Annotated in this window: 19 protein-coding genes and 1 pseudogene; 8 read left to right on the top strand and 12 right to left on the bottom strand. The window is 73.5% G+C overall.

The genetic code is table 11. From position 1 onward, the window contains the following. Nucleotides 1-12 precede the first annotated feature (12 nt). Nucleotides 13-1161 carry a chitinase gene (locus OG286_RS38370; RefSeq protein ID WP_405366106.1) on the top strand — a complete coding sequence of 383 codons (1149 nt, stop codon included), beginning with the start codon at nucleotides 13-15 and terminating at the stop codon, nucleotides 1159-1161. Nucleotides 1162-1274: 113 nt separating this feature from the next. On the opposite strand, the gene OG286_RS38365 is transcribed toward OG286_RS38370, so the two are convergent. The 5 genes from OG286_RS38365 to OG286_RS38345 all read right to left on the bottom strand — a co-directional run bounded on the left by OG286_RS38365 (nucleotide 1275) and on the right by OG286_RS38345 (nucleotide 5565). Next, nucleotides 1275-1748, bottom strand: a complete 474-nt coding sequence (locus OG286_RS38365) for a hypothetical protein (protein ID WP_331741840.1) — start codon at nucleotides 1746-1748, stop codon at nucleotides 1275-1277. Between the two features lie 172 nt (nucleotides 1749-1920). After that, a complete protein-coding gene (locus OG286_RS38360; protein WP_331741837.1) occupies nucleotides 1921-2493 on the bottom strand; it encodes an anthrone oxygenase family protein in 573 nt (190 codons plus the stop codon). Nucleotides 2494-2641: 148 nt separating this feature from the next. Continuing rightward, nucleotides 2642-3535: an NAD(P)H-binding protein gene (locus tag OG286_RS38355; protein ID WP_331741835.1), complete on the bottom strand. Its 894-nt coding sequence runs from the start codon at nucleotides 3533-3535 to the stop codon at nucleotides 2642-2644. A gap of 238 nt (nucleotides 3536-3773) precedes the next feature. Then, complete coding sequence (locus tag OG286_RS38350) at nucleotides 3774-4577, bottom strand: GNAT family N-acetyltransferase (protein WP_331741832.1); 804 nt, start codon at nucleotides 4575-4577, stop codon at nucleotides 3774-3776. Nucleotides 4578-4797: 220 nt separating this feature from the next. After that, nucleotides 4798-5565: a putative protein N(5)-glutamine methyltransferase gene (locus tag OG286_RS38345; protein WP_396322141.1), complete on the bottom strand. Its 768-nt coding sequence runs from the start codon at nucleotides 5563-5565 to the stop codon at nucleotides 4798-4800. A gap of 283 nt (nucleotides 5566-5848) precedes the next feature. Between OG286_RS38345 and OG286_RS38340 the strand changes: the two genes are divergently transcribed. After that, complete coding sequence (locus OG286_RS38340) at nucleotides 5849-6508, top strand: HAD-IA family hydrolase (protein WP_331741826.1); 660 nt, start codon at nucleotides 5849-5851, stop codon at nucleotides 6506-6508. 295 nt (nucleotides 6509-6803) lie between these two features. Here the strand turns inward: OG286_RS38340 and ligA are convergent, their stop codons facing one another. Both ligA and OG286_RS38330 read right to left on the bottom strand, forming a co-directional pair. Continuing rightward, nucleotides 6804-8885 carry an NAD-dependent DNA ligase LigA gene (gene ligA / locus OG286_RS38335; protein ID WP_405363641.1) on the bottom strand — a complete coding sequence of 694 codons (2082 nt, stop codon included), beginning with the start codon at nucleotides 8883-8885 and terminating at the stop codon, nucleotides 6804-6806. 217 nt (nucleotides 8886-9102) lie between these two features. After that, entirely contained in the window at nucleotides 9103-9948 is an 846-nt protein-coding gene (locus OG286_RS38330) for a ScbR family autoregulator-binding transcription factor (protein WP_405366105.1), read from the bottom strand. 267 nt (nucleotides 9949-10215) lie between these two features. Between OG286_RS38330 and OG286_RS38325 the strand changes: the two genes are divergently transcribed. After that, nucleotides 10216-10554 carry a hypothetical protein gene (locus tag OG286_RS38325; RefSeq protein ID WP_331741819.1) on the top strand — a complete coding sequence of 113 codons (339 nt, stop codon included), beginning with the start codon at nucleotides 10216-10218 and terminating at the stop codon, nucleotides 10552-10554. A gap of 230 nt (nucleotides 10555-10784) precedes the next feature. Here the strand turns inward: OG286_RS38325 and OG286_RS38320 are convergent. Beyond that, a pseudogene (locus tag OG286_RS38320) lies at nucleotides 10785-10895 on the bottom strand (hypothetical protein); the annotation flags it as partial. 467 nt (nucleotides 10896-11362) lie between these two features. On the opposite strand from OG286_RS38320, the gene OG286_RS38315 reads away from it, so the two are divergent. After that, nucleotides 11363-11914, top strand: coding sequence for a YceI family protein (locus OG286_RS38315; protein ID WP_331741813.1), 552 nt, complete (start codon nucleotides 11363-11365; stop codon nucleotides 11912-11914). Nucleotides 11915-11995: 81 nt separating this feature from the next. On the opposite strand, the gene OG286_RS38310 is transcribed toward OG286_RS38315, so the two are convergent. Continuing rightward, nucleotides 11996-12400, bottom strand: a complete 405-nt coding sequence (locus OG286_RS38310; protein WP_331741810.1) for a RidA family protein — start codon at nucleotides 12398-12400, stop codon at nucleotides 11996-11998. A 191-nt stretch (nucleotides 12401-12591) separates the two neighbouring features. On the opposite strand from OG286_RS38310, the gene OG286_RS38305 reads away from it, so the two are divergent. Beyond that, nucleotides 12592-13245: a C40 family peptidase gene (locus OG286_RS38305; protein ID WP_331741807.1), complete on the top strand. Its 654-nt coding sequence runs from the start codon at nucleotides 12592-12594 to the stop codon at nucleotides 13243-13245. Nucleotides 13246-13316: 71 nt separating this feature from the next. Here OG286_RS38305 and OG286_RS38300 read toward each other — a convergent pair whose 3' ends face one another. Beyond that, entirely contained in the window at nucleotides 13317-13883 is a 567-nt protein-coding gene (locus OG286_RS38300; protein ID WP_331741804.1) for a MarR family winged helix-turn-helix transcriptional regulator, read from the bottom strand. Between the two features lie 95 nt (nucleotides 13884-13978). On the opposite strand from OG286_RS38300, the gene OG286_RS38295 reads away from it, so the two are divergent. Then, a complete protein-coding gene (locus OG286_RS38295) occupies nucleotides 13979-14386 on the top strand; it encodes a glyoxalase/bleomycin resistance/extradiol dioxygenase family protein (RefSeq protein WP_331741803.1) in 408 nt (135 codons plus the stop codon). Next, entirely contained in the window at nucleotides 14314-14754 is a 441-nt protein-coding gene (locus OG286_RS38290) for an alcohol dehydrogenase catalytic domain-containing protein (protein ID WP_396322146.1), read from the top strand. The genes OG286_RS38295 and OG286_RS38290 overlap by 73 nt, the downstream gene beginning before the upstream one ends. A 106-nt stretch (nucleotides 14755-14860) precedes the next feature. On the opposite strand, the gene thrS is transcribed toward OG286_RS38290, so the two are convergent. Beyond that, the gene (gene thrS, locus OG286_RS38285; protein ID WP_331741799.1) at nucleotides 14861-16093 is read right to left on the bottom strand and encodes a threonine--tRNA ligase; all 1233 of its coding nucleotides are present in this window, start codon (nucleotides 16091-16093) and stop codon (nucleotides 14861-14863) included. A gap of 309 nt (nucleotides 16094-16402) precedes the next feature. Beyond that, a complete protein-coding gene (locus tag OG286_RS38280; RefSeq protein WP_331741796.1) occupies nucleotides 16403-17134 on the bottom strand; it encodes a leucine-rich repeat domain-containing protein in 732 nt (243 codons plus the stop codon). Between the two features lie 68 nt (nucleotides 17135-17202). Between OG286_RS38280 and OG286_RS38275 the strand changes: the two genes are divergently transcribed. Beyond that, the gene (locus OG286_RS38275) at nucleotides 17203-17574 is read left to right on the top strand and encodes a hypothetical protein (RefSeq protein ID WP_331741793.1); all 372 of its coding nucleotides are present in this window, start codon (nucleotides 17203-17205) and stop codon (nucleotides 17572-17574) included. The last annotated feature ends 105 nt before the right edge of the window (nucleotides 17575-17679 follow it).

The following is a 17679-nucleotide window of genomic DNA, read 5'->3' as shown; positions in this document are numbered from 1 at the left end:
GGAGCACACGTCATGATCCGACGGACCGCACGGCTGCTGGGCGCCGCCCTGGCCCTCGCACTCGCGGCTCCGGTGAGCGCCGCCACCGCCGCCCCCACCGCACCCGGCACCACCTCACCCGGCGCCACCTCACCCGGCGCCACCACCCCCGCGGCGGCCGCCGGGCCCGCCGCCGGCAAGACCGCCGGGGGTGGCACCTGCGCGGTGAAGTCCCGCCCCACCGGCAAGGTGCTGCAGGGCTACTGGGAGAACTGGGACGGCGCGGCCAACGGCGTCCACCCGCCACTCGGCTGGATCCCGATCACCGACAGCCGGATTCCCGCGCACGGGTACAACGTCGTCACCACGGCCTTCCCGGTGATCCTCTCCGACGGCACCGCACTCTGGCAGGACGGCATGGACAGCACCGTCAAGGTGCCCACCCCCGCCGAGGTGTGCCAGGCCAAGGCCGCCGGGCTCACCGTCCTGATGTCCATCGGCGGCGCCGCGGCCGGCATCGACCTCGGCTCCACCGCGGTCGCCGACCGCTTCGTGGCCACCATCGTCCCGATCCTCAAGGCCAACAACTTCGACGGAATCGACATCGACATCGAGACCGGCCTGGTCGGCAGCGGCAGCATCACCAGCCTCTCCCCCTCCCAGGCCAACCTGATCCGGATCATCGACGGCATCCTCGCCGGGATGCCGGCCGGCTTCGGCCTCACCATGGCCCCCGAGACCGCCTACGTCACCGGCGCCGGCATCGTCTACGGCTCCATCTGGGGCGCCTACCTGCCGGTCATCAAGAAGTACGCCGACAACGGCCGGCTCTGGTGGCTGAACATGCAGTACTACAACGGCAGCATGTACGGCTGCGCCGGCGACTCGTACTCCGCCGGCACCATCCAGGGCTTCACCGCCCAGACCGACTGCCTCGACAAGGGCCTGACCGTCCAGGGCACCACCGTGAAGGTCCCGTACGACAAGCAGGTCCCGGGCCTGCCCGCCCAGCCCGGCGCGGGTGGCGGCTACATGACGACCGGTCAGGTGGCCCAGGCCTGGAACACGTACGGCAGCGGGGCCTCCGGCAAGCTCAAGGGCCTGATGACCTGGTCGCTGAACTGGGACGGCTCCAAGAACTGGACCTTCGGCAACAACGTCAAGTCGCTCCAGGGGCGTTGATCCGGCCGCACACCCCGGAGCGCGACCGGACCGCGACCCGACCGCACCCGGACCGCAGCCGGACCGCAGCCGACCCAACACCCGGAAGAACGGCCCGAAGCCCCCGGCGGCGCTCAGCGCGTCGTCGGGGGCTTCGGGCCCTTCGGGGGCTCCGGGAGCTCCGGGGCCTTCGGGAGCATCGCCGGAACCGGTGACTTCGGGACCCTCGGGGGCCTCGGGAGCATCGGGGGCCTCGGGGGTTTCGGGGGCGTCGGGGGCTTGTCGCGCAGGGGGGCCAGCTCGCGGGCGAGGGTGGCCACGTCCAGCGCGATACGCCGGGCGATCTCGCGTGACCCCGCCTCCGCGGGCAGCCCGCGGCTCCAGGATCGAGCGTGCGCCGGACCGTCGTGCGCCATGTGGAAGTTGAGCCGCAGCGCCCCGCCCAGGTCGACCAGGCTGATCAGGAAGTGCGTGTCGGACAGGTCGATCGTCACCTCGTTGCCGATGCACGAACAGCCGACGAGATCGCCTATCTCCTCCTCCGCAAGGTACTTGGCGAGCGGGATCGCCCTGCCCTCCACACGGAACGGTCGCAGTGCGGGATTCACGGTGGCTGCCGCCCCTTCGCCGGGTCGTCGCTGTGCCCGCCATGATTCTAGAACCCACCCCGTCCGGCCAAGTCACCGGCACCCCAAGGGACTTGGGCGACAGCACGAGGGGGCGCAGAGGGAGCACGGCGACGCGCAGGGGCGCGACCCGGCCCCGCCCCCGGGCGCCGGTTCAGCGCGAGGCGCGGGCGTGCAGGAGCAGGGCACGGATCAGCGCGGCCAGACCCGCCGTGCAGAGCGCGGTGCGCAGCATGTTGGTGGCCACCCAGGTGGACTCGAACCGGGCGCGCACCGCGGCGAAGTCCGCGATCTGCGACGGGTCCCCGGCCTGGGCCAGTTCGTTGTTGAGCGGGATGTTGACGGCCAGCGTGACGACCAGCGCCGCAAGGTAGAGCAGGGTCGCGGCGCCGGCCCAGATCGCGGCGGTGCGGCGCCCGGCGCGGTACTGGAGGTAGGCGGCGGCTCCGGTGACCGCGAACGCACCGACGAAGACCAGGCCGAAGAGGCCGTTCTCGATCGCTCTGTTGATGTTCTGCATCGCCGTGACGTACGTCCGGTCGTCGCCCTTCGCTAGGCCTGGCATGACGGACACGTCGAAGGCGAAGAAGAGGCCGGCCATCAGGCCCATCGCCACCGTGGCGGTCGCGAGCAGCGGTCCGGCGGCCCGGGCACGGCCGTCGGCCGACGACGGGTCGGCGGGGGTGGCGGCGGAGAAGGCGGGGGCGGTGGTCTCGTCGTGGCGCATCGGGGTTCCTTCGATCGGACGGCGGTGGGGCGGGCGGGCGGGCGGGCCGGCGGGCGGCTGCCCGGGACGGCCCCGGGCAGCGGTGAGCAGCGGTGCGGCGCCGGCGCCGGCGACCTCGTACGGTCCCCGGGCCGGGGCAGGGGGCGGGTCAGTCGTCCCAGACGCCGGTGGCGGCCGCAGCACGGGCGAACTCGGCGAAATCCCTGGGCTCGCGGCCCAGCGCCCGCCGGACACCGTCCGACACGTGGGCGTTGCGGCCGTCGAGGATCAGCGTGAACAGTTCGGCGAACTCGCCCGGCAGCCCGGCCACGGCCAGCACCGCGCGGTACTCCTCCACGGTGACGGCGGTGAACCGGATCTCCCGCCCGGTGGCCGCCGACAGCTCGGCCGCGACGTCGGCGAAGGAGAGCGGACGCGGCCCGGTCAGCTCGTACACCCGGCCGTCGTGGCCGTCCTCGGTCAGCGCCGCCACCGCGACGTCCGCGATGTCGTCCGCGTCCACGAACGGCTCGACCGCGGCTCCGGCGGGCAGGGCCAACTCCCCCGCCAGGACCGGCTCCAGGAAGAAGCTCTCGTCGAAGTTCTGGTTGAACCAGGCGCACCGCAACACGGTCCAGCCCGTGCCGACCCCGCGGACCGCCTCCTCGGCGGCGCGGGCCGCCTCCTCGCCGCGGCCCGACAGCAGGACGAGCCGCTCCACGCCGGTCTTCGCCGCCAGCCGGGAGAAGGCCCCGACCGCCTCGACCGCCCCCGGGAACGCAAGGTCCGGGTAGTAGGAGAGGTACACGGCCCGGACCCCCTCCAGGGCCGGCGACCAGGTGCTCTCGTCGTTCCAGTCGAACGGGACAGGGGCGGTGCGCGAGCCGATGCGCACGTCCCGCCCGCGGGCGGCCAGACGCTCGGCCACCCGTCGGCCGATCTTCCCCGTCCCGCCCGTCACCAGGACGAGGGGGGCTGCGGGGCCCCCGGGACGGGCGGCGGGGCGCTGCTGCGTGTCCTGCGTGGTCTCCGTCGTCTGCATGGTCTGCGTGTCATCCGTCATGGCAACCAGTCAATTCCACCGTGGGCCGGCGGACCATAGCCGCCGAGCTCAGCTCCATACGCACGCGTCTAACGCGGCTCCGGCTCAACGCCGCTCCGACTCAACCTGGCTCCGGCTCAACGCCGCTCCGGCGCGCCGCTGACGCGCGGTGGCACCGGCCGAGCGCCGTCGAACAGTCCTTGAGCGACCTTCGACCGGCCGTTCCCCCGACAGCATGCGCCCCCGGTCGGCCGCCCGGTCAGACCTGGTACTGGTACGGGGTCATGGTGGTCAGGACGGCGAAGCCCAGGCGTTCGAGGATCGGACGGCTCTGGTCGGAGGCGTCGACGCGGAGGTACTCGTAGCCGAGGTCGGCGGCGATCCGGGCACGGTGGGCGACCAGCGCCCGGTAGACGCCGCGCCCCCGCCAGTCGGCCAGCGTCCCGCCGCCCCAGAGGCCGGCGAATCCGGTACCGGGGTGCAGTTCCATCCTGGCCGAGCACACCGGGATCTCACGGCCGTCCTGGTGGGCGACGGCGAGGTGGACGCGGAAGGTGTCCGGGCTCTCCGCGAGCTGGGCCAGGATCCGTCGGCCCAGCCGGGTGCCGTCGGTGCCGAAGGCCTGCTCGTGGACGGCAACCACCTGCGCCACACCGGCCTCGTCGGTGACCTCGCGCAGCTCGATCCCGTCCGGCGCGTCCGTGGCCGCGGTGCGGCGGAGGAGGTCGGCGATGTCGGCGACCATCAGGGTCTCGCTCTCCTCCGGGGTGAAGCCGGCGGCCGACAGCCGGTCGGCGAGGTCGCCCGGCCGGTCGTGGGCATACAGCGTCCACTCGAAGTCCTGGCCGAGCCCGGTGTAGTGGCGCACCTGCTCGGCGATCGCGGCGTCGGCGCTCCCGGCGTCGAGGTCCGACCAGACGATGCCGTTCCAGACGCTGTCGGGCCCGGTCCGGCGCACCACGTCCGGGGTTCGCTCGATCCGGGCGGCGGGGGTCCCGGGCTGGGCGCCACGACGCATCCGGGCGTCGAGGAGGGCGAGCAGCTTGTCATGATCCGTATTCATGCGTGCACCTCACCACCCCCGGGACCTTCGGGACAAGCGAATTCCGCAGGTGGCGGCCCGGTTGGGCCCGCCGCCCCCGCCCGCCTGGGCCTCGGCGGGCTGCCGGGCGGGCGGGTCCGGTCACCGGTACAGCCTCGACGGCCTCGGCGACTCCGGCCGTGGTCAGCGGCCTGATCAGCTTCGGCAACGTCGGCGGCTCCAGCAGCCACGGCGGCCGGCTTCAGCGGAGGGTGGCGGTCACCACGGTCGCGTCGAGGTCCTCGCACCAGGAGAGGGCCGCGTCCAGCCCTGCCGAACCGGCGACGGCGAGCGCCTCGGGGGCCTGGCGTTCGCTGGTCTCGAAGAGCAGCGACCCGCCGAGTGCCAGCCACTGCGGTGCCTCCCCGGCCACCCGGCGCAGCACGTCCAGGCCGTCCGCGCCGCCGTCCAGTGCCGGGCGCGCCTCGTGCACGCGGGCCTCCGCGGGCAGCAGCTCGATGTCGGCGGTGGGTACGTAGGGGACGTTCGCCAGCAGCACGTCCACCCGGCCGTGCAGGGAGGTGGGCAGCGGCTCGAACAGGTCGCCCTGGAACACCCGACCGCCGACGCCGGCCAGGTTCCGGCGGGCACACCCGACGGCGGCCGCGTCGACGTCCGCCGCGTACACCTCGACCGGCGTGCCGACCACGGCCGCGAGCGCGGCGGCCAGGGCGCCGCTGCCGCAGCAGAGATCGACCACGAGCGCGCCCTCGGGCGTCAGCCCGGCGGCCGTCCGGACCAGGAACTCGCTGCGGCGCCGGGGCACGAAGACACCCGGGTCCACCGCCACCCGCAGACCGGCGAACTCCGCCCAGCCGACCACGTGCTCCAGCGGGCGCCCCTGCGCGCGGGAGCGGACCATCACCGCCAGCTCCGCCGGCGTCGCCGCGGCGTCGAGCAGAATGCGCGCCTCGTCCTCGGCGAACACGCACCCGGCCGCGCGCAGGCGGGCGGCCACGGACGAACGCAACAGCGAAGAGGAAAAAACAGACAAAGGAGAAACCCCTCAAAAACCAGGCAGAAGAAACCATCCACCAGGGCTCCCCGAGGGACTGTCACCGAACCGGCACGGCACCGTCAGAGGTGCGGCACCACGCCGTCACGGCCGTTCCCGGGGAGCACCCGCTCCGACACACCGGTAATGGGTCTCACCTCCCCGAGTCCGCAGTCACATTCGGCGCGGCAACCCTACCGCACCCCCGGGCACCCTCATTTCCCGGCGGCGGGCCCGGCCGGGGTGGTATCCAGGGGTGATGACGACCTCCATCGATTCCGGCAAGCCGCCCTTCGACGCTGTGCTGTGCGACATCGACGGCGTGATCCGCTTCTTCGACCACCGCGAGACCGCCCGCCTCGAACACGCGGCGGGGCTGTCCGAGGGCGACACCGAGCGTGCCGCCTTCGGCCCCGGGGTCGTGGAGCCGTTGGTCAGCGGTTCGCTCACCCGCGACCAGTGGGCTCAGGCCGTCGCCGAGCGGCTTGCCGCAGACGGCGTCCCGGCGGGTGCGGCCGCCGGGCTGGCCGCCGCCTTCACACGGCCGACGGTCCGGGTGGACGCCGCCGTGGTCGACCTGCTCCGCCGGGTCCGGGAGCGCTGCACCGTCCTGCTCGTCAGCAACGCCACGCTGTGGCTCGACGAGGACCTCGCCGCGCTCGGGCTCGCCGACCTCGCCGACGGGGTGGTCAACAGCGCCCGCGTGGGCGCGGCCAAGCCCGACCCGCAGATCTACCGGATCGCCGCGGACCGGGCCCGGACGACCCCCGGTCGCTGTCTCTTCATCGACGACCGGCCGGAGAACGTCGAGGCCGCCCGCCGCCTCGGCATGACCGGGCTGCTCTACCGCGAGCCCACCGACCTTCGACGGGCGCTCGCACCCCTCCTCGGCCTGGCACCCGAGGCCGACCCGCACTGAGACCACCCCGCACCCCTGTTCCGGGCAGCCGGCCGGCTCCCGTCGCAATCGCCTCGGCCCGGGGCAGCCGGGTCGGCCGCCCAGGCTGCCCCGGCGGCCCGGCGGCCCGGCGGCCCGGCGGCCCGGCGTCACGATCTGGGCGGATTCCGCGATGGTCCGGGAAAGGCGGCGATGCCGGTGGGGACGGCCGTCATCGCCACCGCGGTGGCGCGGCCGACGCCCCGTCGTCCAGCCCGGCCAGGCCGTCGGGCCGTCGGGCCCACGCTGTTGTGGACCGAAGCCGTCGGCGGAGCCCTCAGGCCAGGTAGTCGGCGACCAGCTCGGCGAAGTCCTCCGGGGTGACGATCCGGATCCCGAGCTCCTCGGCCTTGGCCCGCTTGGATCCGGCCTTCTCACCCGCGACCAGCAGCGTGGTCCGCTTGGACACCGAGGAGGAGGCCTTGCCACCCGCCCGCTCGATCAGCTCGTTCACCGCGTTGCGGGACAACTCGGCCAGTGGCCCGGTCATCGTGCCGGTGACGACGACGCTCTGGCCGGCCAGCGGTGCCGACGCCCCGGTCTGCTCCTCCGCGCCGGACCCATCGGCAGTGCCGGCGGCGTTGACGGCGGCGGCGGGCGCGGTGACGGCCGTGCCGACGCCCTGGGCCGCCAGCCGGTCCAAGAGGCCTGCCACGTCGGCCAGTTCGGCGACGATGACGGCCGCCTTCTCCACCCCGATGCCGTCCACTCCGGCCAGCGCCTCGGCGTCGGCGGCCCGGATGGCCGCCATACTGCCGAAGTGCGCCGCGAGCCGGCGGGACATCGTCCGTCCGGTGCCCCGGATCCCGAGGGCGCAGAAGACCCGGTTCAGCGGCTGGGAGCGGGCTGTCTCGATGGCGACGATCAGGTTGTCGGCACTGGTGTCGCCCATCCGCTCCAGGGTGAGCAGCTGCTCACGGGTGAGGGTGAACAGGTCCGCGAGGTCGGCGACCAGACCGGCCTCCACCAGCTGGACGGCACGGGTGCCGCCGAGCCCCTCGATGTCCAGCTGGTCCCGCCCGGCGGCGTAGATGATCGAGGCGACGGCCTGGCAGCCGCGGCCGCGCACGCAGCGCCACCGCTGCTCGGAGGTGTCGATGGCGTCGCCGCAGCGTGGGCAGGCCGCCGGGAAGGCGATCGGCTGCTCGGCACCGGTCCGCTCGTCCACCAGCGGCGCCTCGACCCGCGGGATGACGTCGCCCGCGCGGTAGACGAACACCTGGTCGCCGATCATCAGGCCGCGGCGCTCGATGTCGGCCGGGTTGTGCAGGGTGGCGTAGGTGACGGTGACACCGTCGATCACCACCGGCTCCAGGACGGCCCGCGGCGCGATGATGCCCGTCCGGCCGACGTTCCACTCGACACCGAGCAGCCGGGTGACCTTGTGCTGCGCCTGGAGCTTGCGGGCGACCGCCCAGCGCGGGGCACGGGAGCCGGAACCGGCCTCCTCCTGGTCGGCGACCGCGTCGGCCTTCACCACCACGCCGTCGATGCCGAACGGCAGAGCGGCGCGCAGGGCGGCGATCTCGTCGATCCGCTGCCGCACCTCGTCCATCGTGGTGCAGCGCCGCGGGCCGGCGGCGGTGCTCGCCGCGGTGTTGGCGCCCAGCCCGGCGAGGTGGGCCAGCAGCTCGCCGTGGTCGATCCCGGGCAGGCCGACCGCCCCGTACGCGAAGAAGGTGAGCTCGACCCGGTAGGGCCGGTCCTTGGCACGCAGGGTGCCGGCGGCGCCGCTGCGGGGGTGGGCGAACGGGGTGGCGCCGTGCTCGGTACGGACGGTGTTGGCGTGCTCGAACTGCTCCTGGGTGAGCAGCACCTCGCCGCGCAGCTCGAGGTCGATCGGTTCGGCGAGCCGGGCGGGCAGGCCGAGGACGGAGTCGGCGGCGTGGGTGATGTCCTCCCCGGCGAGTCCGTCGCCTCGGGTCAGCACCTGGGCCAGTCGGCCGGCCCGGTAACGGGCGGCGACCGCGAGGCCGTCCAGCTTGGGCTCCACGCACCAGGCCGCGACCGGGCGGCCCAGCCGCCGCTCCAGCCCGGCCGCCCAGGACTCCAGCTCCTCGGCGGAGAAGACGTTGTCGAGCGAGAGCATCGGCACCGAGTGCGGGACGTCGCCGACCGCCGCGCCGCCCGCGACCTTGCCGGTCGGCGACGCCGGCAGTACCTCCTGCGGGTGCTCGGCCTCGTACGCCTCGATGGCGCGCACCAGGGCGTCGTACTCGTCGTCGCCGAGCGGGGTGGAGCCGTCGGCGTAGTACGCGGCGGCGGCGCGCACGGCGGCGGCGACGGCGTCGGCGTAGGCGTCCGGAGACGCCAGGGCAGCGGGAGAGGCCATGGTGGCTGCGTCCTTCATACCGACCATCATCACGGCGGCCACTGACAATCGAGCTGGAGTACGAGCCCCGTCCACGGCAGGAGCCCGCGCCCCGGGCACCGGGCAGGGCAGCAGCCGCCCCTCCTTCAGAAAACGGGACGAGCGGTTTGCCCGTGGAAAACCGGATGCGCTGCATGATCCTGCGGCTCGCCGGCTGTCCCCGGACACCCTGCGCCCCCCGATACCCGCCCCCAACGCCCACCCCTCAGCGCTCGGCCCCGACGCCTTCCCCCTCGACGTCCGACCCCTCGACGTCCGACCCCTCGACGTCCGACCCCTCGACGTCCGACCCCTCGACGTCCGACCCCTCGACGTCCGACCCCTCGACGTCCGACCCCTCGACGTCCGACCCCTCGACGTCCGACCCCTCGACGTCCGACCCCTCGACGTCCGACCCCTCGACGTCCGACCCCTCGCGCGCGCCGACGGCGGCGCGCGCGGCGGACACCTCGGCGGCCACGCGTGCACCCCGACCGGCATCCATCTCCAACGCGGCCAGCACACCCGGCACCGCCACGGTCGGCATCACGTGCCGGAAGAGCCCGGCGACCCGCCGCTCCAGGTCCGCCCGGCCGGAGAGTTTCTGCGACTGGATCTGCACCCCCGTCCAGGCCGCCGTCACCAGCCAGGCGGTGTCGGCCGGGACCACCTGCGGCAGCAGCTCGCCCCGCTCCCGCGCGGCGATCAGCAGCTGTTCCAGCCGATCGATCCACCCCGGGATCGCTCCCCCGCCCAGGTCGCCGTGGATGTCCTGCCCCAACGACAGCCGCGCGCCCGCGCTCAGCAGCGGATCGCGCGGCATCAGGTACGCGACCACCATCCCGGTGTCCACGAACTCCTGGAGCTTGCAAGCCCGTTCGGGAATGACATCCTGGACGAACTGCTCCTCCACCACGCCCTGCGCCAGCTCCCGCTTGGACGCGAAGTGGAAGTAGACCGCTCCCCTGGTCACCCCGGCCCGGGCCACCACCTCGCCGATGGTCGCTGCCTCGTAGCCGAACTCGTCGAAGACCGAAGCCGCTGCCTCCAGAATCAGCCGGCGCGTCCGCACCGCCCGCTCCTGCCGCACCACACGACCACCCACCCGCCACAGCGATTGAACAAAACCAGACAGCCCGTATCTTAACTGCGGCGATATCCCGGACCGCATCCGCTGTTTTGGCCCCGGCCCGTCATGACGATCTCTCCAGGAAACCAACTGTGCGGTATTGATTCACTTCCAGCGGGACGATAGCCGCACGCGGGGCGGTGGCCTAGGATCCGGTGCCACATATTGGTCCGAACCACTTCGGGTGGACGCGGACGGGGGGACACCCCGATGGATGACGGTGGACGGCCGGCGGACGGGCGACTGGGGGTCCGCTTCGACGGACTCGCGCGCGACACGCTCTGGCCGCAGGAGGCCGGCCCCGGGGAGGCCGAGCGGTGGTGGGAGGGCCAACTGGTCTGCCCCCGGCTGGACCTGGCGAGCCGGGCCGCCGCAGTGCGCACCGGCACCTCCGCCAGTGCGGTCGTCCTGGCCGCCGTCGCACGGGAGCTGGGCGCGCGCACGGGCGCCTCGGCGGTGCCGCTGAAGGTGATCCTGGGCAACCGGGTGAGCGAGGCCCAGCGGACGGCGGTCGGCGCCTTCGCCCAGAGTCGAAGGAGAGCGAGGTGAGACCCAGCCAGCGACCGGGTGTCCGCGCTCCGGAAGGCCGTCATGGCCGTGCTCCGGAACGCCACGCGCCGCAGGACCGGCCGGGGCGCCCGCCACCAGGGCGTTGTAGGCGGCGGCCAGGTCGGCGACCGGAACGTCCTTGGAGATGCCGTCGAACACGACCCGGTGGGCGACGACCAGCAGGTCGGCGCGCCCCGGTCGCCAGGCCTGATGCCCCGCCGGACCAGGGCGACGGCCACCGAGGCCGAACGCTCCTGCCACTGGGCGAACGTCAGCCGCTGCCCGTCGTCGATGCTGATCGCCGTCCGCTCGGGCTGCGCCGCCGCCCTGAGCTCCAACACGCCGTGAACGGTGCGGCCCCGCGCCCGTACAGGCCCTCCGGGCGACTCGGCGGTTCATTCGGTCCCGCCAACGGCTGCTCTGCGCAGGGAACTTGAAACCCTCCCGGTTGCCCCTTCAGGCCAGCCCCGAGCGCCCCCCATGGGGCATTGGTCCAGACCTGGCCGAGAGATTGGCATAGACCACTTATGCGGTCAAGGATTCGCGAAGATCTTCCACAGGTGCGCCACACGGGCCGGCCGGGCGGGTGGGCGCCGACCGGGGCCGATCGGGCGAACCAGCGGGTGCGGCACCGGCCGTCGGCGCCTAGCGTGACCCGGGGCGCCCCGCGCGCGGCACAGACCACCGGCACCGCCGACGAGCACCGGCACCACAGACGGGCACCAACGCCCGTCACGGCACCCGGCGGCCCCACCCGCGCCACGGGCGCCGGACCCCAGCACCGCACCCGTCAGGAGACCCCGCAACCATGACGACCCCCCTGGCCGAGCTCACCGGCGACTACGTCCTGGACCCCGCGCACACCCGGATCGGCTTCGTGGCGCGGCACGCCATGGTGACGAAGGTGCGCGGCTCCTTCCACACCTTCAACGGCACCGCCCACCTGGACGGGACCGACCCGTCTCGCTCCACCGCCCAGGTCTCCATCGAGGCCGCGAGCATCGACACCGGCAACGAGCAACGGGACGGCCACCTACGCACCAATGACTTCCTCGACGCACCCAACCACCCGAAGCTCACCTTCACCTCGACGGCGGTCGAGCGGCTGAGCGACACCGAGTACCGGGTGACCGGCGATCTCACCATCAAGGAGACCACCCGCGCGGTCACCATCGACTTCGAGTACACGGGCAACGCCCGGGACCCGCAGGGCAGCCTCCGGGTCGGCCTCGAGGGCTCGGTCGCCATCAGCCGCAAGGACTACGGGATCACCTGGAACGCCGCGCTGGAGGGCGGCGGCGTCCTGGTCGGCGACAAGGTGGTGCTGGAGTTCGACCTCTCCGCCGTCAAGCAGGAGTGACCCGGCCCGCACCGGGCGACGAGGGGCGACCTCCTCGCCGCCGGCTGACCGCGCTCGCCCCGGTCGGCCCATCCTCAGGGATCAGGAGAGCACGGCGACCGCCTCGACCTCGACCAGCTGGTCGTCGTACCCGAGCACCGAGACGCCCAGCAACGTGCTCGGGACGTCGTGGCTCCCCAGGTACGAGCGGTAGACCTCCCAGACCTTCACCAGGTCGCTCTGACTGGAGGAGACCACGTACACCGTCGTCCGGACCAGGTCGGTGAGCGCGGCACCCTCGCCCTCCAGGACGGTTATCAGATTCCGCATGACCTGATGGGCCTGGCCCTCGTAGTCGCCGACCGCCACCGTCCGCCCCTCGGCGTCGAGCGGGCAGGAGCCCGCCAGCCAGAGCGAGCGCACCGGGGCATCGACGGCCGCACCGTAGGCGTAGTCGACGGCCTGCGTCAGCCGGCGGTTGCGGATCAGCCGGACGGCACTGCCCATGACGCGCTCCAAATGGTCGAACGGGGGATTCCGCCTCATCGTCGACCGCTGATGACCGACCGTCAAACCAATTACCGGCGCCCGCCGTACACCTCCTGGACGGGCGCGCACCCGGTTCACCGTTGCGGGTGATGGCGGGCCCCGCCGCCGGGCCGGGATCCTGGCACTCCACCACTACCAGGGGGTTTTCCATGGTGTTCCCACCCTCGGGCCGAAGTGTCGGCCGCCGCCGGATGCTGGGGCTGGCGCTGGGCACGGGCGTCGCCCCGGCCCTGGCCGCCGCCGCTCCCGCCGCGGCCGCGCCCGGCCAGACCAACCCGGCCAGCCGGTCCCGCCGAACCGCGCCGCCCGACGACCCCACCGAGCCCGCGGACTGGGGCCGGCTGGCCGCCGCGGTGGCCGCCGCACAGCTCGGAGTGCCCTACGCCTGGGGCGGCGGCGACCGGCTGGGCGCGGGCATCGGCTTCTGCGACGAGGAGAACGGCTACCTGAACGGCCAGTGCCTCGGCGAGAGCACCGTCGGCTTCGACTGCAGCGGACTCTCGCTGTACTGCTGGTACCGGGCCAGCGGCGGCGCGGTGGACCTCGCCCACTACACCGTCGCCCAGTACCACCGCTCCGCCCCGGTGGCTCGCACCGACCTGCTCCCCGGCGACCTGCTCTTCTTCTCCCGCTCGGACGCCCCGCTGCACCACGTCGGCGTCTACGTGGGCGACGGCGCGATGATCCACGCCGAGCACACCGGCACCCTCGTCGCCCGCCTTCCGGGCGTGTTCGAAGACCCGCACTGGTCGAGCGAGTTCGCGGGCGCCCGCCGCCCACTCCCACTCGGCGGACAGGCCTGACCCGACCAAGCCGACCAAGCCCACCGGCCCGCCGGAGGCATCGGCCCTGCGGGCCCTCCCCGGCCCGGCCGTCAGGGCGTACCGGGCAGCCCCTCGTGGACGCGACGCAGCAGGTCGTGCAGGACGTGGCGCTCCGCCGGTTCGAGCGGCGTCAGGATCTCGTCCTGCACGGCGCGTGCCTCGGCGTCCAGTTCGGCCAGGGCGGTCCGCCCGGCCTCGGTGATGCTGACCGAGACACGCCGGCGGTCCGCCGTGTCGCGCATCCGCTCGACGTAGCCGGCGCCGGCCAGCTGGTCGGCGACCTTGGCCATGTCGCTGGCGTCCACGCCGAGCCGGCGGACCAGGTCGCGCTGGGCGTGCGGCCCGAAGTCGGCCAGTGCGGCGAGCACCGCCATGTCCCAGAGCCGCAGGCCGCGCTGCGACAGCCGCTCGGCGAGCAGGCCGCGGGCGGTCTTGCCGGTCCGGGAGAGCAGGTAGGTGGTGAGGTCCAGCAGCGTGGGCGGGGTGGACCGCTCGGTGGTCCCGTCGGCGGGACCGGCGGTCCCGTCGGTGGGCCCGTCGGCGGGACCGGCGGTCCCGTCGGTGGGCCCGTCGGCGGGACCGGCGGTCCCGGTGCTCGCGGCGCTCTCGGAGATCATGGCAGAAGTCTAGGTGCAGCCCTATAGTGGGCGCCAACCCATCAATTCACCCGTCAATTCCTCATGAGCTGAGCCCACCACCCCCGGAGCCCGTCGTGGACGCCCTGTACAACCGCCTGCTCGTCTCCCGCTTCGCCGAGTGCTTCGCGTTCTACGACGCGATCCTGCCGCCGCTCACCGGCGCCACCCTGGCCAAGGGCTCGCCGGAGGGCCCGTACGCCAACTGGGACGTCGCGGACCAGGCCGTGCTGGCCCTGTACGACCGCGCACTGATGGCCATCACGCTCGGCACCGCCGGGCTCCCCGCCGAGCCGCCGTCCGTCCAGGACGCCGCCATGCTGGTCCTCCGGGTGGACGACGTGGACCAGGCGCTCGCCCTCTGCCTGCGCAGCGGCGGCATGCTCGCCGCCGTCGCCACGAACCGCCCCGCGTGGGGGCCCAACCTGCGCAGCGCCCACCTCCGCGACCCCGAAGGCCGCCTGATCGAGCTGCAGTCCTACTGACCGCGTCCTCGGCTCCCCCGGACCGGCGGTCGAACGGGCTCCGGGGCTATGGCGGCCCAGACGTTCTGGAGCTCGTCGAGACCGGACTGCCGGGTCCGGGCGAGGCGCTGGTGCGCGTCCACGCGGCCGGAGTGAATCCGGCCGACTGGAAGATCCGTTCCGGAACGGTGCGCAAGTTCGGCGCCCCGCCGTTCACTCTGGGACTCGACCTGCGCGGAGTGGTGGAGGCAGTCGGCGAGCAGGTGACGCGGTTCCGGACCGGCGACGAGGTGTACGGCTGCGCCTTTCCGCCCCACGGCGCCTCTGACGGGCAGCGGGCCCCGCGGGGGCCTCGACGGCGGCGCCGGCCAGGGCGAGGCAGGCGGTGAGGGCGGGGAGGGCGATTCGGCGGGTGAAGCGGGTGGGGGTGAAAGTGCACGGGGGTGCCTCCGGTAGGGGTCCGAGGTGGTGTACGACTGGGTGGCTCGGACCCGTTCAGGCACGGGCGTCGGCCGCCTCCCACAGCTCGGCGCTGCACGCGTCCACCAGGGCGCCGATCCGGGCCAGCGCCTCGCCCGCGGGCATCGGGTCGAGCCGGCGCCCGTCGCGCAGCCGCAGCGCCACCCGCTCGTCCACCGCCTCCCTGGCGCCGATCACCGCCTGGTACGGGACCAGCCGGGCCTCGCGGATCCTGGCGCCGAGGCTGCCGTGCTCGGGCCCGGCGACCTCCGCCCGCAGGCCCTGGTCGAGGCAGCGCTGCCGGAGCCGCTCGGCCTGCGGCAGCTCGTCCTCGGAGACCGGCAGCAGGACGAGCTGGGTGGGCGCGAGCCAGGCCGGGAACGCGCCGCCGTACAGCTCGATCAGGTGGGCGACGACCCGCTCGACGCTGCCGATCACGCTGCGATGGACCATCACCGGCCGGTGCTTGGCGCCGTCCGCGCCGATGTAGTGCAGGCCGAACCGCTCCGGCTGGTGGAAGTCGATCTGCACGGTGGAGAGGGTGGACTCGCGTCCGGCACCGTCGGCGATCTGGATGTCGATCTTCGGCCCGTAGAACGCCGCCTCGCCCTCCGCGGCCTCGAAGGGCACCCCGGACCGCTCCAGGACGTCGCTCAGCAGCGCGGTGGCCCGCTCCCAGAGAGCAGGGTCGGCCACGTACTTGCCGCCTTCGCCGGGTAGCGAGAGGCGGTAGCGGACCGGGCGGATGCCGAGTGCGCGGTGCGCCTCGCGGATCAGCTCCAGCGCGGCGACCGCCTCGTCGGCGGCCTGCTCGGGGGTGCAGAAGATGTGCGCGTCGTTCAGCTGGATCGCCCGCACCCGGGTGAGGCCGCCGAGCACCCCGGACAGCTCGGCGCGGTACATGCCGCCCAACTCGGCCATCCTCAGCGGGAGTTCCCGGTAGCTGCGGGCGCGGGAGCGGTAGATCAGGGCATGGTGCGGACAGAGGCTGGGCCGCAGGACGACCTGCTCGGAGCCGAGGTCCATCGGCGGGAACATGTCCTCGCGGTAGTGCGACCAGTGGCCGGAGATCTCGTACAGCTCACGTTTGCCCAGCACCGGGGAGTACACGTGGCGGTAGCCGGCCCGCTGTTCGCGCCCTCGGATGAACTCCTCCAGGGTGTGCCGGACGGCGGCGCCGGCGGGCAGCCAGTACGGCAGGCCGGCGCCCATCAGCGGGTCGGTGTCGAACAGGTCGAGTTCACGGCCGAGTCGGCGGTGGTCGTGCATGGTGGCGGTCTCCACTCGGGGGCGTCGGCAGAACGGCGGTTCCGCGGATCGGCGGGCGAGTGGACCGGGTACGACGAAGCCCCGGGGCACTCGCCCCGGGGCTTCGTACTGGCTCAACAGTCAGCGCGCCGGGACTCTCTCCGGCGTCGTCGTCTGGACGGCTGCAGCGCGCTTCATGTCCCCCACGGTAACAGGCCGCCGGCACGCCCGGCGATCATTTTCCGGGCCCGGGCTCTCGGGTACGCCGCCGTCCCCGGGCTCTCGGTACCACGCTCCTCGGCCTCTCGGTAGGCCGCTGTTCCCGACCTCTCAGTACAGGACGACGCAGCCGCGCGCGCCCAGGGCGGCGAGCAGCCGGGGCGACGGCGTGACGTCGTTCCAGCGCAGGTCGAGCTTCTCCAGGGCGGGCAGCGCGGCCGGCTCGGCGAGCCAATCCGGCAGGGCGGTGAGCCGGTTGCCGCGCAGGTCGAGCCGGCGCAGCTGCGGCAACCCGGCGAGCGCCGGCGGGACTTCGGCGAAGGCGTTCTCGCGCAGTTCGAGTTCGCGCAGCCCGGTCAGCCGGGCGACGGATGCCGGTAGCGAGGTCAACGCGTTGCCGCGCAGCCAGAGTTCGCGCAGGGCACCCAGCCGGCCGAGCGTGTCCGGCAGCACGGTCAGCCGGTTCTGCTGCGCCCGCAGCTCGATCAGCCCGCTCATCTCGCCGAGAGCGTCGGGGAGTTCGGTGAGCTGGTTCTCGCCGATGTTGAGATAGCGCAGTGCGGTGAGCCCGCCGAGCGTGTCCGGAAGGCGGGTCAGGGCGTTGTCGTGCAGGTACAGGAAGTCGGCCAGGCCGCTGAGTTCGCCGAGCTCGTCCGGGACGGCGGTGAGCGCGTTGTGCCCGAGGTCGAGGGTGCGCAGGCGGCGCAGACGGCCGATGGCGGGCGGGAGTTCGCTCAGGCCGGTCTCCGCGAGGATCAGCACCGTCAGGTCGGTTCGGTCCCAGAGGGTCTCGGGCACCGCATCGAGGCGCTGCTTCCAGAAGTTGAGGGTCACATCGGTCATCCGGGCATTCTCCTCGGCCGGTGCTGGCGAGCACAGGCCTCCGCGGAGCACACCGTAGGATGCGGCCCATGCACAGCACACTGGCGGAATACGCCCGCTGCCTCTACGGCGACGAACACCGGCCGGTGCCCGCGTGCGACGGCGAGCACCACGAGCACTACTTCATCGAGAGACTCACCTTCGCCGACGCGGACGCGATCCTCGCCATGCTGCGCGAGCTGTCCCCGTACCTGGTCGACGGCCACATCCCGGTCCGGATCCGCAACCTCGCCTACCGGCTGATCCTCCTCCAGCGGCCGGACGAGCCGGAGCTGATGCGCGAGGCGGCGCAGAGCCTGTACCTGCACGGGCCGGACTGGGACGACATCGCCGCGGACCTCCAGAAGCGGGCGGACGAGCTGGAGCAGGCCCGGGACCTGCCGTCGGCGCCGTCCGGCTGACCAGGGGCCCACACGCGGCAGGTGCGGGCGCTGGGCGGCCCGTGCGGGGCCCGGTTCACCGAAAGGGGCGGCCGGCCCGATCCGAACGGACTGCCGGGTACGCCG

Origin of the sequence: Kitasatospora sp. NBC_00039 (assembly GCF_045160625.1) — a bacterium.
In the GTDB taxonomy this organism is placed as follows: Bacteria; Actinomycetota; Actinomycetes; order Streptomycetales; family Streptomycetaceae; genus Kitasatospora.
This window is presented reverse-complemented; position numbering and strand designations above follow the sequence as displayed.

Coding starts and splice junctions, on each gene's coding strand:
- OG286_RS38370 (WP_405366106.1), top strand. CDS start 13: ATGATCCGACGGACCGCACGGCTGCTGGGCGCCGCCCTGGCCCTCGCA.
- OG286_RS38305 (WP_331741807.1), top strand. CDS start 12,592: ATGGTGTTCCCACCCTCGGGCCGAAGTGTCGGCCGCCGCCGGATGCTG.
- OG286_RS38350 (WP_331741832.1), bottom strand. CDS start 4,577: ATGAATACGGATCATGACAAGCTGCTCGCCCTCCTCGACGCCCGGATG.
- thrS (WP_331741799.1), bottom strand. CDS start 16,093: ATGCACGACCACCGCCGACTCGGCCGTGAACTCGACCTGTTCGACACC.
- OG286_RS38360 (WP_331741837.1), bottom strand. CDS start 2,493: ATGCGCCACGACGAGACCACCGCCCCCGCCTTCTCCGCCGCCACCCCC.
- OG286_RS38325 (WP_331741819.1), top strand. CDS start 10,216: ATGGATGACGGTGGACGGCCGGCGGACGGGCGACTGGGGGTCCGCTTC.
- OG286_RS38315 (WP_331741813.1), top strand. CDS start 11,363: ATGACGACCCCCCTGGCCGAGCTCACCGGCGACTACGTCCTGGACCCC.
- OG286_RS38275 (WP_331741793.1), top strand. CDS start 17,203: ATGCACAGCACACTGGCGGAATACGCCCGCTGCCTCTACGGCGACGAA.
- OG286_RS38280 (WP_331741796.1), bottom strand. CDS start 17,134: ATGACCGATGTGACCCTCAACTTCTGGAAGCAGCGCCTCGATGCGGTG.
- OG286_RS38340 (WP_331741826.1), top strand. CDS start 5,849: ATGACGACCTCCATCGATTCCGGCAAGCCGCCCTTCGACGCTGTGCTG.
- OG286_RS38300 (WP_331741804.1), bottom strand. CDS start 13,883: ATGATCTCCGAGAGCGCCGCGAGCACCGGGACCGCCGGTCCCGCCGAC.
- OG286_RS38355 (WP_331741835.1), bottom strand. CDS start 3,535: ATGACGGATGACACGCAGACCATGCAGACGACGGAGACCACGCAGGAC.
- OG286_RS38310 (WP_331741810.1), bottom strand. CDS start 12,400: ATGGGCAGTGCCGTCCGGCTGATCCGCAACCGCCGGCTGACGCAGGCC.
- ligA (WP_405363641.1), bottom strand. CDS start 8,885: ATGGTCGGTATGAAGGACGCAGCCACCATGGCCTCTCCCGCTGCCCTG.